The sequence below is a fragment of the Xanthomonas indica genome (assembly GCF_040529045.1).
GTDB lineage: Bacteria > Pseudomonadota > Gammaproteobacteria > Xanthomonadales > Xanthomonadaceae > Xanthomonas_A > Xanthomonas_A indica.
This window is the reverse complement of sequence record NZ_CP131914.1, coordinates 411,344-425,120: the sequence shown is the minus strand read 5'-3', so window position 1 is coordinate 425,120 and position 13,777 is coordinate 411,344. Positions and strand designations below refer to the sequence as shown.

Genomic DNA, 13,777 nt, shown 5'->3' with positions numbered 1-13,777 from the left:
TATGCCACCGATCCGCAGGCCGTGGCCACCGTGGTCGCCGGGCCGTTGCAACCGCCCACCCCGGCCGGACAGCCGCTGCAGGCCGCGCGCATCGAGACGGTCGGCGTCGGCCCCGGCTCCACCCTGCACCTGCCCGACGGCCGCGTCGAGGCGCCGGTGTTCCACCGCTACTACGCCGTGCAGGACGGGCGCATGCGCGAGATTCCCGCCACCACGCTGGTGATTCATGGCGGTGCCGGCGTCGAGCGTGCCAGCAGCAGCGCCGCCGACCTGGCCGAGGCGCGCGCGGCGATGGAGCAGGCGTTGCGCACCGGGCAGGCCTTGCTGGCGCAGGGCAAGCCGGCGGTGGATGCGGTGGCCGCGGCGATCGCCGTGCTGGAGGACTCGCCGCAGTTCAACGCGGGCAAGGGCGCGGTGTTCACCCACGACGGCCGCAACGAACTGGACGCGGCGATCATGGACGGCCGCACCGGCAAGGCCGGCGCGGTGGCCGGCGTGCACCGGGTCAGGAACCCGATCGCACTGGCGCGCGCGGTGATGGACCAGTCCGAGCACGTGATGCTGGTTGGCGACGGCGCAGAGGTCTTCGCAAAGCAGCACGGGATCGCCCTGGTCGATCCGTCGTACTTCCGCACCGAGAAGCGCTGGCAGCAACTGCAGCAGGCGCTGAAGGAAGAGGCCAACAAGCAGGCGCATGCCGACCTGGAAACCGCCAAGCACTTCGGCACGGTCGGCGCGCTGGCGCTGGACCTGCAGGGCAACCTGGCCGCCGGCACCTCCACCGGCGGCATGACCAACAAGCGCTACGGCCGCGTCGGCGACTCGCCGATCATCGGTGCCGGCACCTTCGCCGACAGCCGCTGCGCGGTGTCCGGCACCGGCTGGGGCGAGTTCTACATCCGCGCGGTGGCCGCCTACGACATCTGTGCGCGGGTGAAGTACGCCGGGCAGAGCCTATCCCAGGCCGCCGATGCGGTGATCGACCAGCAGATCCCCAAGGCCGGCGGCGACGGCGGCGCCATCGCGCTGGGCGCCGACGGCAGCGTGGCCTTCCCGTTCAACACCGAGGGCATGTACCGCGGCTGGATCGGCGCCGACGGCGTGCCGCACGTGGCGATCTTCAAGGACGAGGCGCTGCCGCTGCCCGGCGGGCAGTAAGGGGGTGCTCCCGGGCCGGCGGTGCCGCCGGCCCGGGCGCGTGCGTGGTCCATCCGGCCCGGTGCGTACCGCCGCGGCCAGCCCGCCGATGCAGCGGCGCCCGCGTGCCTGCGCCCGGCGATCTGTACGCCGGCTGGCTGCCGCGCCGGGCCGAGCCAATGGCACATGCCGCTGCCATCCAAACCCGGTAACGTGCACGGCTGTCTTGGCCCCAGGTCCTCTCAGGAGTTCCACCTCATGTCGCGTAACGTCGTTCTGGCCGCTGCCATCAGCTTGGCGCTGGCCGCCTGTTCCGGTAAGGAGTCCACCCCCGTGCCCGCCGCCCCCGCTGCTCCGGCCGCCGCGCAGCCCGCCGCCGCCGCCAACCCGCTGCTGACCCCCAGCACGCTGCCGTTCCAGGCGCCGCCGTTCGACAAGATCAAGGACAGCGACTACCTGCCGGCGTTCGAAGAAGGCATGAAGCAGCACCTGGCCGAGATCCGCAAGATCGCCGACAACCCCGAGCCGGCCACCTTCGCCAACACCCTCGAAGCGATGGAGCGCAGCGGCGAGACCCTGACCCGCGTGTCGCGCATCTTCTTTGGCCTGGTGCAGGCCGACACCAACGATGCCCGCCAGAAGATCCAGGAAGAGATCGCGCCTAAGCTGGCCGCGCACCAGGACGAGATCAGCCTGGATCCCAAGCTGTTCGCGCGCATCAAGAGCCTGTACGACCAGCGCGACACGCTGACCCTGGACCCGGAGCAGAAGCGCCTGGTCGAGTACGAATACCAGGAGTTCGTGCGCGCCGGCGCGCAGCTGTCCGACGCCGACAAGGCCACCCTGCGCAAGCTCAACGTCGAAGAGACCACCCTGGCCACGCAGTTCCACACCAAGCTGGTCGCGGCCACCGCCGCCGGCGCCGTGGTGGTGGACGACAAGGCCAAGCTCGACGGCATGTCCGACGGCGACATCGCCTCGGCCGCGCAGGACGCCACCGCGCGCAAGCTCGACGGCAAGTACCTGCTGGCCCTGCAGAACACCACCCAGCAGCCGGTGCTGGCCTCGCTGAAGGACCGCGACCTGCGCCAGCAGGTGATGGCCGCTTCGCAGTCGCGCGCCGAGAAGGGCGACGCCAACGACACCCGCCAGACCGTGCAGCGCCTGGCGCAGCTGCGCGCGCAGAAGGCCAAGCTGCTCGGCTTCGACAGCTACGCCGCCTACAGCCTCAGCGACCAGATGGCCAAGACCCCGGCCGCGGCGCTGAAGCTGCTCACCGACACCGTGCCCGCCGCCACCGCCAAGGCGCGCAGCGAAGCGGCCGAGATGCAGAAGGTGATCGACGCCCAGAAGGGCGGCTTCAAGCTCACCGCCGCCGACTGGGACTTCTACGCCGAGCAGGTGCGCAAGGCCAAGTACGACCTCGACGAAGCGCAGATCAAGCCGTACTTCGAACTGGACAACGTGCTGCAGAACGGCGTCTTCTACGCCGCCAACCAGCTGTACGGCCTCACCTTCAAGGAACGCACCGACATCCCCACCTACCACGACGGGATGAAGGTCTATGAAGTGTTCGACAAGGACGGCAAGTCGCTGGCGCTGTTCTACACCGACTACTTCAAGCGCGACAGCAAGTCCGGCGGCGCCTGGATGGACGAGTTCGTCGGCCAGAACGGCCTGACCGGCACCAAGCCGGTGGTCTACAACGTCTGCAACTTCACCAAGCCCGCCCCGGGCCAGCCGGCGCTGCTGAGCTTCGACGACGTCACTACCATGTTCCACGAGTTCGGCCATGCGCTGCACGGCATGTTCTCCAACGTGAAGTACCCGACGCTGGCCGGCACCGCCACCTCGCGCGACTTCGTCGAGTTCCCCTCGCAGTTCAACGAGCACTGGGCGTCGGATCCGAAGGTGTTCGCGCACTACGCCAAGCACTACCAGACCGGTGAAGCGATGCCGGCCGAGCTGGTGGAGAAGATCAAGAAGTCGCGCACCTTCAACCAGGGCTACGCCACCACCGAGTACCTGTCGGCGGCGCTGCTCGACCTGGCCTGGCACACCCTGCCGGCCGACGCGCCGCTGCAGGACGTGGACAAGTACGAGGCCGACTCGCTGAAGAAGTACAAGGTGGACCTGCCGGAAGTGCCGCCGCGCTACCGCACCACCTATTTCGACCACATCTGGGGCGGCGGCTATTCGGCCGGCTACTACGCCTACTTCTGGTCAGAAGTGCTCGACGACGACGCGTTCCAGTGGTTCAAGGAACACGGCGGCCTGACCCGCGCCAACGGCGACATCTTCCGCGACAAGATCCTCTCGCGCGGCAACACCGTCGACCTGGCCACCCTGTACCGCGACTTCCGCGGCAAGGACCCCAGCGTCGAGCCGCTGCTGGAAAACCGTGGTTTGAAGAACTGATCGGCGCTGCGCCGGTCATGGTGATCGAGAACGGGATGGCCTTGCGGCCATCCCGTTTTTTGTTGGGGTGTTGAGTGTGCGTTTGCTAATGCAGCCGTTCGCTTCCCGAAGGATCAAGCGTGCGTGGCTAGCTATACGACTACTGGTGCTATCTGCGGAGGGGCTGTTGGTTACTACGGCGGCGGTGTAGCTGGGGCGATTGGCGGTGGATTTGTATGTGCCCCAGCAGGTCCTGGCGCCGCGGCATGTGCAGCAGGTGGAGCAATGGCCGTTAGTCCTGCTGGAGGAGCGATTGACTCCATCGTTGGTGGTGTCACCGGGCATGCCATCGGCAATGCAATGTGTCCGGATGAACCCCAGGATAGAGAAAACGTTTGTGAAGAAAATCTGCAGCGAGATCTGGTGACGTGCAAAGCTCTCGGACAACGCGGAGGAAGGTCCTCCTACGCAATATGTGAACACCAGGAAATGCTTCGCTATGGAAACTGCTTGAGCGGGCGCGACGAGGGGATTGACGCACCTTTGTCACCTTGGAGAATGTAATGGATAATTCAAATAATTTTAAAAAGCGTCGCGCGTTATTGATTTCAATTTTTGATAATGATGACTCACTTCGCGTGTAGTTAGATGATGCTGTAAGTGACGGAACATTCGGCGAGATTTGGAAGAAAAAAGAGCATGTGACGAACAGGGATATTTCCGTCGATGAGTTCGATAGCCTGTCTTTTGACGAAAAGGAGTTGGCTGATTTGGGATATTTCGTGATGGCGCGATTGTATGCATATAGGTCTCGTGGTGAGAATTAGTCGCCGCATCATTGCTGTCGTTTTGCTTTTTGGTGACTGTAAAGAAACGAGGTCGATTCGCTGGTGGGAGTGGTATGGGATCGCGGGGTTGTCCGACAAAGTGGCTAAGAAAACAGAATTTCAGCGGGCCGCGGGCAAGCTTATCTCTGCCATTCAAAAGGAATGGGGCGAGGAGCTTGGTGAGAAAAATGCGGATTTCTCGGAAGATGTTATGAATGCTGCGCACGAAATCCTGCAATGTAGGAGCTCTGAAAAATTAAGAGACATGTTGGGTGGGAAGAACGTTAGACAGCATCTGGGGGATGTTTGGGTGCAGCGGCATCCCAGCGTGAAGCCCGCCATTGCGGAATTGGAACGAGTCGTTGCTGCTGACTTGGGGGGCATAACAGGGGCGGGGGGCTGACACTGCGATGGGTGCGCGTACCGCCCGGCAAGCTGCTGGTCATGGGCGATCATCGCGGCGTTTCGATGGCCGCTATTTCGGCTTCGTCGATGCCGACAGCGTCTATGGCAAGGCGCTGGCGGTGTTTTACCGCCGTGGTGAGGGATTCGAGTGGGCGCGGCTGTAGGGCGCGGCTAACGACGAGGGAACATGCTCCGTAGGAGCGGCTTCAGCCGCGACGGGCGTTACAAGGAATGCCCGTCGCGGCTGAAGCCGCTTCTACGGAGGCACCCTGCTGGCGCCGCTGTGCAGTCAGAACGCCACGCCCGCCAGCGTGCACGCCGCCTCCCACAGCCGCGCGGCCACCTGCGGGTCGCGCGCCTGCCGGGCGATCCTGGCCGGGGCCGGGTCGCCTTTCAGCTCGAACGGGCCGTCGGGCCCGTAGTACCCGCCGGGCTGGGTGTTTGGCGAGGTGGCGGCGTAGAGCGTGGGCAGCGCACCGGCGGCGGCGGAATGGGTGATCCAGGGGGCCAGCCACTGGGTCGCTGTGCCGATCGCGGTGCGGCGCCCGTCGACCGCCGGGCCATTGGCGATCAGCGCGGTCTGTGCAATGCCGGGATGCGCGGCGAGCGCGCGCACGCCCCAGCCCTGCGCATCGCTGCGCCGCTGCAGTTCCAGCGAAAACATCAGCATCGCCAGCTTGGATTGCCCATAGGCCTTCCACGGCCGGTAGGGACGTTCGCATTGCAGGTCGTCGAAGTCGACGCGGCCTTGGCGATGCGCCAGGCTCGAGAGGTTCACCACGCGTGCTTCCGGCGCGGCGCGCAGCAGCGGCAGCAGCCGCGCGGTCAGTGCGAAGTGGCCGAGGTAGTTGCTGCCGAACTGCAGTTCCAGGCCGTCGGCGGTGGTCTGCCGCTGCGGCGGTGCCATCACGCCGGCGTTGTTGATCAGCAGATCCAGCCGCGGGGAGCGCGCCGCGATGCGCTCGGCGAAGGCGGCCACCGACGCGAGCTGCGCCAGGTCCAGGGCTTCCACGCGCACGTCGGCCGCCGGATGTGCGGCCAGGATCGCCAGCCGCGCAGTCTCGGCCTTGCCAGGGTTGCGGGCGGCCAGCACCACGCTGGCGCCCGCGCCGGCCAGCGCCAGCGCGGTCTCATAGCCGAGGCCGCCGGGGCTGGCGCCGGTGACGATCGCGATCTTGTCGCGCTGCGCCGGCAGGTCGGCCAGGGTCCAGCGGCTCATGGCGCCACCGCCTGCGCCAGTGCGCGCCACCAACGCTCGCCGCTTGCCGGCTGCGTCAGGTCGACGCGCTCGCCCATGCGTGGTGTGGCCAGTGCCACGCCGGCGGCATCGGCCAGCGCCGCGAGGCGTTCGAAGGGTTCGTGCCAGGCGTGCATGGCCAGGTCGAAGGTGCCGTTATGGATCGGCAGCAGCGTGCGTCCCCCGATGTCCAGGTGCGCCTGCAGGGTCTGCTCCGGCTGCATGTGCACGTGCGGCCAGTCCACGTCGTAGGCGCCGTTCTCGATCAGGCTCACATCGAAGGGCCCCAGCCGCTCGCCAATCGCCTTGAAGCCTGCGGAGTAGCCGCCGTCGCCGCTGAAGAACAGCTTCAGTTCCCGCGTCTCGATCGCCCACGAGCACCACAGCCGGCGCCCGCGGTCGAACATGCCGCGCCCGGAGAAATGCTGCGCCGGGGTGGCGGTCAGCGTCACCCCGTCCACCGTGGTCGACTGCCACCAGTCCAGTTGCCGGATCTTGTCCGCGGCCACGCCCCAGCGCTGCAGCAGGTCACCCACGCCCAGCGGCGTCACGAAGGTCCCGACGCGCTCGGCCAGGCGGCGGATGCTGGCCCGGTCCAGGTGGTCGTAGTGATCGTGCGAGAGGATCACCCCGGCGATCGGCGGCAACGCGTCCAGCGCGATCGGCGGTGCGTGGAAGCGGCGCGGGCCGGCGAACGGAAACGGCGAGGCGCGTTCGGAGAACACCGGGTCGGTCAGCCACAAGCGCTCGCGCAGCTTGAGCAGCACCGTGGAATGGCCGAGCCGGTACAGGCTGCGGTCGGGCGCCGCCAGCAGCTGGGCGGCGGTCAGCGGCAGCACCGGCAGCGGCTGCGCGGGCACCGCCTCGGGCGACTTGCGGGTCAACAGATGCCACAGGATCCGCAGGGTTCCAGCCAGGCCGGGCGCGCCGCTGGTGCCCGGGGTGGCGTTGCGGAAGCGGCCGTGGCGGTACTGCGGCGACTCCCGATACGAGGGCGGAACAGGGGATAGCGAGGAAGCGGACGCGGACATGGCAGCAATCCTTGGAAGACGAGCGCGAGAATTACACTACACAGTGTAGTTTCCTTTTCGTGAAAGTAAACTGGCCGGTGTAACATCCGAACATGGCTTCTCTTTCCACGCCCGCATCGGCACGGCTGACCGAGCGCAAGCGCCAGGCGATCCTGGAGGCGGCGATCGCCGAGTTCCATGGCCATGGCTTCGAGGCCACCAGCATGGACCGCATCGCGGCCAGCGCCGGCGTGTCCAAGCGCACCGTCTACAACCATTTCCCCAGCAAGGACGCGCTGTTCGACGCGATCCTGCTGCAGCTCTGGCAGCGCAGCCTGGACACCGTTGGCGTGCCTTACGACCCGCAGCAGCCGCTGCGCGCGCAGTTGATGCAGTTGCTGCAGCAGAAGCTGCAGATGTTCGACGATCCCGCCTTTCTCGGCCTGTCGCGGATGGCGATGGTCGAGGGCCTGCGCGCGCCCGAGCGCGCGCGCGAGCTGGTCGCGCGCCTGGGCAGCAAGGAGGAGGGCACGCTGGTGTGGTTGCGCGCGGCCCTGGCCGACGGGCGGCTCAAGCCGCTGCAGCCCGAGTTCGCCGCGCAGCAGTTGCATGCGCTGATCAAGGGCTTCGCGTTCTGGCCGCAGTTGAGCATGGGCCAGCCGCCGCTCAGCCCTGAGCAGCAGGCCCAGGTCGCCGCGTCGGCGACGGACATGTTCCTGGGGCATTACGCGCGGGATCCGGACTAGCCCGTCCGCGTCACCGCGCGTGCGCAGCGGGCATCAGCCCTCGCACCACACCGCCAGTTCGTAGCCGTCGCGGTCGGCGAAGTGGAAACGGCGCCCGCCGGGGAAGTCGAACGCGGGGCGCACGATGCGGCCGCCAGCGGCCTCGATGCGGGCCTGGGTGGCGGCGAGATCGTGGGAGTACAGCACCACCAGGGCGCCGCCGGGCTGGGCGGTGCCGTGGAAGAAGCCGCCGCTCAGGCGGCCGTCGCGGAATTCGCAGTAGTCCGGGCCGTAGTCCTGGAAGGTCCAGTCGAAGGCCTGGCCGTAGAAGGCCTTGGCCGCGGCGATCGAGGCGACGGCGAATTCCAGATAGTCGATGCGGTGATGCTGCTCGGCGCGGGACATGGGCGGCTCCTGTGGAAGAGCCGGCAGTGTCCTTCATCCGGGCGGCGCCGGCTTGGCGAAAACGGTCAACTCAGCGCGCGTGCCGTTGCACCAGTTCGCTTGGGCTGAGCCCGGTCAGTTGCCGGCTGTCGCGCACCAGATGCGGCGCGTCGCCATAGCCGGCCTCGAGCGCCGCCGCGGTCAGGCTGGGATGCTGGCGGGCCAGGCCCAGGAAGCGTTGCAGGCGCAGGATGCGCTCCAGGGTCTTGGGGCCGTAGCCGAATGCCTCGTGGCTGCGCCGGCGCAGCGTGCGTTCGCTGACGCCCAGTGTGCCGGTCAGCACGGACAGCCGCGGCGGCGTCGCGCCGGCGAGTTGCGCGAACAGCCAGGCCATCGCGTGGTCTCGGTGCAGCGGCCGGCTCGCGCAGAGGGCGTGCAAGGTCGCCAGTGGGTCGGCGGCATCCTCCAGCCGCGCCTGCCAGTCGCGGCCGCGGATACCCCACAGCGCGTCCAGCGGCACGCGCTGGTTGGCGACGGCATGCAGCGGCACGCCGAGTAGGCTGGCGCCGGCCCCGGCCGCGAGGCGTACACCGGTCAGCACCATGCCCGGCGCCAGCGTGGCGTCGCTGGCGCGGCGGTCCGGCCCGGCCACGAACAAGGTGCGGACGTTCCAGATCAGGTCGACGCAGCCATCGGGCAGCACCTGCGCCGGCGCTGCCTCTGCTTCGCCCTGGCGGAACCGCCAACTGCAGCGCACCCGGTCGCGCAGCGCCACTGGCGCATCGCATTCGGCATAGCGGGAGGGCAGGGACATGCGGCGGCAAGGCGACGGGAGCAGCCGCCACGGTAGCAGGCCGCGTCGTCGCGCAGGCATGGCCGTGCCGGCGCGACGCGCGCTGCACCAGCACCGCCGCCGCGCCGGCGGATCAGACGCCGCTGCGTGGCGCCGGCGCCAGGTGCGCGACGAACCAGTCGCGTGCGGCGCCGCTGGAGGTCTCGAACTGTTCGACGTAGGGCACGAAGTGGCCACCGCGCAGCATCAGCAACTGCTTCGGTTCCAGTGCCTGCGCGTAGGCTTGCAGTTGGAAGTCGGTGCCGGAGATGTAGTCGCGGTCGGCGACGATCATCAGCAACGGCGTCGGGCTGATCGCCGCGGCGAAGATCGCCGGCTCGTAGCCGCGGCTCCACTCCGCCGAGCGCAGGGTGGTCCAGTTGCGCCAGTTCGGTGCGATCGCACCGGCGCCCTCGAAGAAGGCGCGCGCGTCGTCGCTGGGAAAGATCGCGTCGGTGGCACCGACCACGGCCTTGCGTGCCGGCTCGCCCCCGCGCAGCACCGCCAGGCGATCCGCGGCGAACGCCGCCTGCAGGGCCTCGGCTCGCTCGTAGCTGCCGCGGCGCAGCCCGTTGCGATAGCCGGCCAGGCCGGGCACCTGCGCGACCACCGCCTTGACCCGCCGATCGGTGGCCGCGACCTGCATGGCGTGCGCGCCGCTGTAGCTGGTGCCCCACACGCCGAGGCGCATCGGGTCGATGCCGTCCAGGCTGCCGGCATAGGTGATGGCGTGGCGGCAATCCTCGATCTGGCGCCAGGGATCGATCTCCTGCCGCGGGGTGCCGTCGCTGTCGCCGAAGCCGCGGTGGTCGTACACCAGCACGGCCAGGCCGGCGGCGGCGAATACCTCGGCATAGCGATCCAGGTACGCCTCCTTGACCAGCGACCAGCCGTGCGCCATCACCACGATCGGCGCGGGCGTGGCGGTGGTTGGTGTGGGCCGGTACAGCCAGCCGCGCAGGGTGACGCCGTCGGCGTCGAAGGCGGTGTCGGCGCGGGAATGGGAATGCATGGGACAGGCTCCTGTGCAGGGCCGCGGTGCCGCGGCGGGGCACTCACCATGCACGCGCACCGCTGCAATCCGGCATTGCGTAAACTGCAACGATGCACGATTTCGAACGGATGTTCGGCCAGTTGCAGGCGTTCCTGGACGTGGTCGAGGCGGGCAGCCTGTCGGCCGCGGCGCGTCATCGCGGCGTCGCCACGTCCTCGCTCAGCCGCAGCCTGGATGCGCTGGAAAAGGCGCTGGGCACGCAGGTACTGATCCGTTCCAGCCGCAGCCTGAGCCTTACCGAGGCCGGACGCGTGCTGCAGGCGCGTGCCGCCGCGCTGCTCGGCGGCCTGGCCGAGACGCGCGCGGAACTGGCGCAGCTGCAGGGCGAGGTGGCAGGCACCTTGCGCCTGAGCTGCCTGCCGTCGTTCGGCCGCACGCAACTGATGCCGTTGCTGGCGGCGCTGTCGCGGCGGCACCCGCAGTTGCACGTCGACCTGGACCTGGTGGAGCGGTTCGACATCCCGCTGCGCCGGCGCCTGGATGCGGTGATCCGGCTCGGCCCGGATCCGGCGCCGGCCGGCGCGCTGCGGCTGGCCCCGTTGCGGCGGGTGGTCTGCGCCAGTCCCGCCTACCTGCATGGCGCCGGGCCGGTCGAGCGCTTGCCGGCGCTGGCCACGCACGCGTTGCTGGACAAGCGCCACGACGACACGGTCATCAGTTGGCGGCATGTGCTCGGCGCGGACGCGGCGCTGCCCGCGCGGCGGCTGCGCTGCGACGATCTGGAAACCCTGCGCCTGGCCGCGCTGGATGGCCTGGGCGTGGCCTGCCTGCCGACCTGGCTGGTCGGCGAGGACCTGCGCCGGCATCGCTTGCGTGCGCTGTTCCACGAGGCGGCATTGCCGTCCGGGCCGCAGCAATGGCTGTGGCTGGTGCCGAGCCAGACGCCGCTGCCGGCGCGGGTGGCGCGATTGGCGCATGTGCTGCGGCAGGCGATCGGCCAGCCGCCGCACTGGGATCGCCCTGGCTGAGCGGCGCCATGCGAGCGACGGCGTGCGCCGCCGCGCTCAGCGCTCCGACGGCCCGCTCTCGTCGTAGCCGCGCGGGGTGAACAGGTCCGGCTGGATCAGTTCGATGAAGGCGCGCGCCTGCGGCGACAGGTACTTGCCCTTGCGCACCACTACGCCGTAGCTGCGCGCCGGGAAGTAATCGCCCAGCGCGCGGGTGGCCAGGCGCGCGCGGTCGGCGTCGGTGAGGCAGATCGAGCTGACGATGGACACGCCCATGCCCATCGCCACGTACTGCTTGATCACCTCCCAGCCCCCCACTTCCAGCGCGACGGTGTAGGGCACGCGCGCTTGCTGGAACACCAGGTCGACCAGGCGGTAGGTGACCTGGCGCCGCGGCGGCAGGATCAGCGGGTACGGCGACAGGTCCTCCAGGGTCAGCGTCGGCTTGCGTGCCAGCGGATGGTCGTGCGGGGCGATCAGCAGCTGTTCGAACCGGTACACCGGGGCGTAGCTGAGGTCGGCCGGCACGTCGAGCATGGAGCCGACCGCCAGGTCCACCGCGTCCTCGCGCAGCAGGTCGGTGCCGTCGGCGCTGATCGCGTTGTGCAGGGTCAGCCGCACCTGCGGGTGGCGGGCGCGGAAGGCCTCCACGATCTTCGGCAGCAGATAGAGGATGGTGGAACTGTTGGCGGCGACGTTGAGCTCGCCGGCGTCCAGCCCGCGCGCCTTCTCGCGGAAGTCCGCCTCCAGCCGGTCCAGGCTCTCCACCAGCGGCTGTGCCATCTCGTACAGCAACTGGCCCTCGCGGCTGGGCACCAGGCGGCGGCCGCTGCGCTCGAACAGCACCACCCCCAGCTCCCGTTCCAGCGCCTGCAACTGCAGGGTCACCGCCGGCTGGCTGACGAACAAGGCCTCCGCGGCGCGCGATACCGCGCCCAGGCGCACCGTCTGGCAGAACGCGCGCAGCGGTTTGAGCCGGTCGGATTTGTAGGGAAATCGCGGGGTTGCAGCGCTGCCCGTGGCCATGACGTGACGGATATAAGTCTTACTTATATAAAGCATTGACAAAACTGCTTTGTCAAATACATGCCATGGAAGCACGGTGGAGCCCCGGAAACATCGAGGAATCCCCACATGTCCGCCCCCGCTTTCGCTGCCGTTCCCGACCCGTCCACGCGTTCCACGCCGGGCATCGCGCTCACCGCCTCGCTGGCCGGCCAGGACGCCCTGCTGCCGCCGCCGCTGCTGGGCCTGCTGGTGTCGCTGCACCGGGCGATCGAGCCGGAGCGCCAGGCGCGGCTGGCGGCGCGGCGCGAGCGCCAGGCCTTCTTCGACGCTGGCGGCCTGCCGGACTTCCGTGACGACACCCGGGCGATCCGCGAGGGCGACTGGCAGGTGGCGCCGCTGCCCGAGGCGCTGCAGGACCGCCGGGTCGAGATCACCGGCCCGACCGATCCGAAGATGGTCATCAACGCGCTGAACTCCGGCGCCAAGGTGTACATGGCCGACTTCGAGGACTCGACCGCGCCGACCTGGCGCAACCTGGTCGCCGGCCAGCGCGCGCTGGCCGAGGCGGTCGCCGGGACCCTGACCTTCACTGCGCCGGCCGCGCGCGACGGCACCCCGGGCAAGCGCTACGCGCTGCGCCCCTATGAGGAACAGGCGGTGCTGATCGTGCGCCCGCGCGGCTGGCACCTGGACGAGAAGCACGTGCTGGTCGACGGCCAGCCGCTGGCCGGCGGCCTGTTCGACGCGGCGCTGTTCGCCTTCCACAACGGCCGCGCGCTGCAGGCCAAGGACCGCGGCCCGTACCTGTACCTGCCCAAGCTGCAGTCGATGGAGGAAGCGGCGCTGTGGGAAACCGCGCTGGCCCACATCGAGGACATGCTCGGCCTGCCGCAGGGCCAGATCAAGGTCACCGTGCTGATCGAGACGCTGCCGGCGGTGTTCGAGATGGACGAGATCCTGCACGCGCTGCGCGGGCGCATCGTCGGTCTGAACTGCGGCCGCTGGGACTACATCTTTTCCTACCTGAAGACCTTCCGCCGGCATCCGGACCGGGTGCTGCCCGAGCGCGGCCAGGTGACCATGACCCAGCCGTTCCTGAAGGCCTACTCGGAACTGCTGATCCGCACCTGCCACCGCCGCGGCGCGCACGCGATGGGCGGCATGGCCGCGCAGATCCCGATCAGCCACGACGAGGCGGCCAACGAGCAGGCGATGGCGCGGGTGCGCGCGGACAAGCTGCGCGAAGTCACCGCCGGCCACGACGGCACCTGGGTGGCGCACCCGGCGCTGATCCCGATCGCCCGCGCGGTGTTCGACGAGCACATGCGCACGCCGAACCAGCACGCGGTGCGCCGCGAGGACGTGCAGGCCGACCGCGACACGCTGATCGCCCCGTCCGCCGGCACCATCACCCGCGCCGGCTTCGAGGGCAACATCGAAGTGTGCGTGCGCTACCTGGCGGCGTGGCTGGACGGCAACGGCTGCGTGCCGATCCACCACCTGATGGAGGACGCCGCCACCGCCGAGATCAGCCGCAGCCAGCTGTGGCAGTGGCTGCATGTGGGCGGCCTGCACCTGGACGACGGCACCGCCATCGACTTCGCCCTGTTCGACGCCTGCCTGCGGCAGCTGCCGGCGCGGCTGGGCGAGCGCGCGCTGCTGCCGGGCGGGGCGCGCGTGGACGAGGCCATCGCGCTGCTCGACCGGCTGACGCGCGACGAAGAACTGGCCGACTTCCTGACCTTGCCGGCCTATCAGTTGATTGATTGATGTGACGCCGGGAATGGGGAGTCGGGAATGGGGAATCGTGGAAG

12 protein-coding genes and 1 pseudogene are annotated in these 13,777 nt (G+C 69.0%); 7 read left to right on the top strand and 6 right to left on the bottom strand.

Features of this window, described 5'->3' with window-relative positions:
• Positions 1-192 precede the first annotated feature (192 nt).
• The 4 genes and pseudogenes from Q7W82_RS01845 to Q7W82_RS01830 form a co-directional block, all read left to right on the top strand.
• The gene (locus Q7W82_RS01845; protein ID WP_242159275.1) at positions 193-1,158 is read left to right on the top strand and encodes an isoaspartyl peptidase/L-asparaginase; all 966 of its coding nucleotides are present in this window, start codon (positions 193-195) and stop codon (positions 1,156-1,158) included.
• A 237-nt stretch (positions 1,159-1,395) separates the two neighbouring features.
• A complete protein-coding gene (dcp, locus tag Q7W82_RS01840) occupies positions 1,396-3,555 on the top strand; it encodes a peptidyl-dipeptidase Dcp (protein WP_242159131.1) in 2,160 nt (719 codons plus the stop codon).
• Positions 3,556-4,332: 777 nt separating this feature from the next.
• Positions 4,333-4,764 carry a hypothetical protein gene (locus Q7W82_RS01835; protein WP_242159132.1) on the top strand — a complete coding sequence of 144 codons (432 nt, stop codon included), beginning with the start codon at positions 4,333-4,335 and terminating at the stop codon, positions 4,762-4,764.
• A 17-nt stretch (positions 4,765-4,781) separates the two neighbouring features.
• Positions 4,782-4,930, top strand: a pseudogene (locus Q7W82_RS01830) (S26 family signal peptidase); the annotation flags it as partial.
• 125 nt (positions 4,931-5,055) lie between these two features.
• On the opposite strand, the gene Q7W82_RS01825 reads toward Q7W82_RS01830, so the two are convergent.
• Positions 5,056-5,985: an SDR family oxidoreductase gene (locus tag Q7W82_RS01825; RefSeq protein WP_242159133.1), complete on the bottom strand. Its 930-nt coding sequence runs from the start codon at positions 5,983-5,985 to the stop codon at positions 5,056-5,058.
• Positions 5,982-7,034 carry an MBL fold metallo-hydrolase gene (locus tag Q7W82_RS01820; protein ID WP_242159134.1) on the bottom strand — a complete coding sequence of 351 codons (1,053 nt, stop codon included), beginning with the start codon at positions 7,032-7,034 and terminating at the stop codon, positions 5,982-5,984. Before Q7W82_RS01820 ends, Q7W82_RS01825 begins: the two co-directional genes overlap by 4 nt.
• Before the next feature lie 92 nt (positions 7,035-7,126).
• Here Q7W82_RS01820 and Q7W82_RS01815 point away from each other — a divergent pair, with 92 nt between their 5' ends.
• Positions 7,127-7,759: a TetR/AcrR family transcriptional regulator gene (locus Q7W82_RS01815; RefSeq protein ID WP_242159135.1), complete on the top strand. Its 633-nt coding sequence runs from the start codon at positions 7,127-7,129 to the stop codon at positions 7,757-7,759.
• A 33-nt stretch (positions 7,760-7,792) separates the two neighbouring features.
• Here the strand turns inward: Q7W82_RS01815 and Q7W82_RS01810 are convergent, their stop codons facing one another.
• The 3 genes from Q7W82_RS01810 to Q7W82_RS01800 form a co-directional block, all read right to left on the bottom strand.
• Entirely contained in the window at positions 7,793-8,143 is a 351-nt protein-coding gene (locus Q7W82_RS01810; protein WP_242159136.1) for a VOC family protein, read from the bottom strand.
• 70 nt (positions 8,144-8,213) lie between these two features.
• Complete coding sequence (locus tag Q7W82_RS01805; protein WP_242159137.1) at positions 8,214-8,936, bottom strand: helix-turn-helix domain-containing protein; 723 nt, start codon at positions 8,934-8,936, stop codon at positions 8,214-8,216.
• 112 nt (positions 8,937-9,048) lie between these two features.
• A complete protein-coding gene (locus tag Q7W82_RS01800; protein WP_242159138.1) occupies positions 9,049-9,966 on the bottom strand; it encodes an alpha/beta fold hydrolase in 918 nt (305 codons plus the stop codon).
• A gap of 92 nt (positions 9,967-10,058) precedes the next feature.
• Here Q7W82_RS01800 and Q7W82_RS01795 point away from each other — a divergent pair, with 92 nt between their 5' ends.
• On the top strand, positions 10,059-10,976 hold the full coding sequence (locus tag Q7W82_RS01795) for a LysR family transcriptional regulator (protein WP_242159139.1): 918 nt from the start codon (positions 10,059-10,061) through the stop codon (positions 10,974-10,976).
• A 36-nt stretch (positions 10,977-11,012) separates the two neighbouring features.
• On the opposite strand, the gene Q7W82_RS01790 is transcribed toward Q7W82_RS01795, so the two are convergent.
• Positions 11,013-11,981, bottom strand: a complete 969-nt coding sequence (locus tag Q7W82_RS01790) for a LysR family transcriptional regulator (protein WP_242159276.1) — start codon at positions 11,979-11,981, stop codon at positions 11,013-11,015.
• 108 nt (positions 11,982-12,089) lie between these two features.
• Here Q7W82_RS01790 and aceB point away from each other — a divergent pair, with 108 nt between their 5' ends.
• Positions 12,090-13,733 (top strand): malate synthase A, encoded by a 1,644-nt coding sequence (aceB, locus tag Q7W82_RS01785; protein WP_242159140.1) that lies wholly within the window; start codon positions 12,090-12,092, stop codon positions 13,731-13,733.
• The last annotated feature ends 44 nt before the right edge of the window (positions 13,734-13,777 follow it).

Excerpts from the sequence above, each read along its gene's own strand:
- Q7W82_RS01825 (WP_242159133.1), bottom strand. The coding sequence starts at position 5,985 with ATGAGCCGCTGGACCCTGGCCGACCTGCCGGCGCAGCGCGACAAGATC.
- Q7W82_RS01820 (WP_242159134.1), bottom strand. The coding sequence starts at position 7,034 with ATGTCCGCGTCCGCTTCCTCGCTATCCCCTGTTCCGCCCTCGTATCGG.
- Q7W82_RS01835 (WP_242159132.1), top strand. The coding sequence starts at position 4,333 with ATGCATATAGGTCTCGTGGTGAGAATTAGTCGCCGCATCATTGCTGTC.
- Q7W82_RS01790 (WP_242159276.1), bottom strand. The coding sequence starts at position 11,981 with ATGGCCACGGGCAGCGCTGCAACCCCGCGATTTCCCTACAAATCCGAC.
- Q7W82_RS01795 (WP_242159139.1), top strand. The coding sequence starts at position 10,059 with ATGCACGATTTCGAACGGATGTTCGGCCAGTTGCAGGCGTTCCTGGAC.
- Q7W82_RS01845 (WP_242159275.1), top strand. The coding sequence starts at position 193 with ATGCGCGAGATTCCCGCCACCACGCTGGTGATTCATGGCGGTGCCGGC.
- Q7W82_RS01800 (WP_242159138.1), bottom strand. The coding sequence starts at position 9,966 with ATGCATTCCCATTCCCGCGCCGACACCGCCTTCGACGCCGACGGCGTC.
- Q7W82_RS01805 (WP_242159137.1), bottom strand. The coding sequence starts at position 8,936 with ATGTCCCTGCCCTCCCGCTATGCCGAATGCGATGCGCCAGTGGCGCTG.
- Q7W82_RS01815 (WP_242159135.1), top strand. The coding sequence starts at position 7,127 with ATGGCTTCTCTTTCCACGCCCGCATCGGCACGGCTGACCGAGCGCAAG.
- Q7W82_RS01810 (WP_242159136.1), bottom strand. The coding sequence starts at position 8,143 with ATGTCCCGCGCCGAGCAGCATCACCGCATCGACTATCTGGAATTCGCC.
- dcp (WP_242159131.1), top strand. The coding sequence starts at position 1,396 with ATGTCGCGTAACGTCGTTCTGGCCGCTGCCATCAGCTTGGCGCTGGCC.
- aceB (WP_242159140.1), top strand. The coding sequence starts at position 12,090 with ATGTCCGCCCCCGCTTTCGCTGCCGTTCCCGACCCGTCCACGCGTTCC.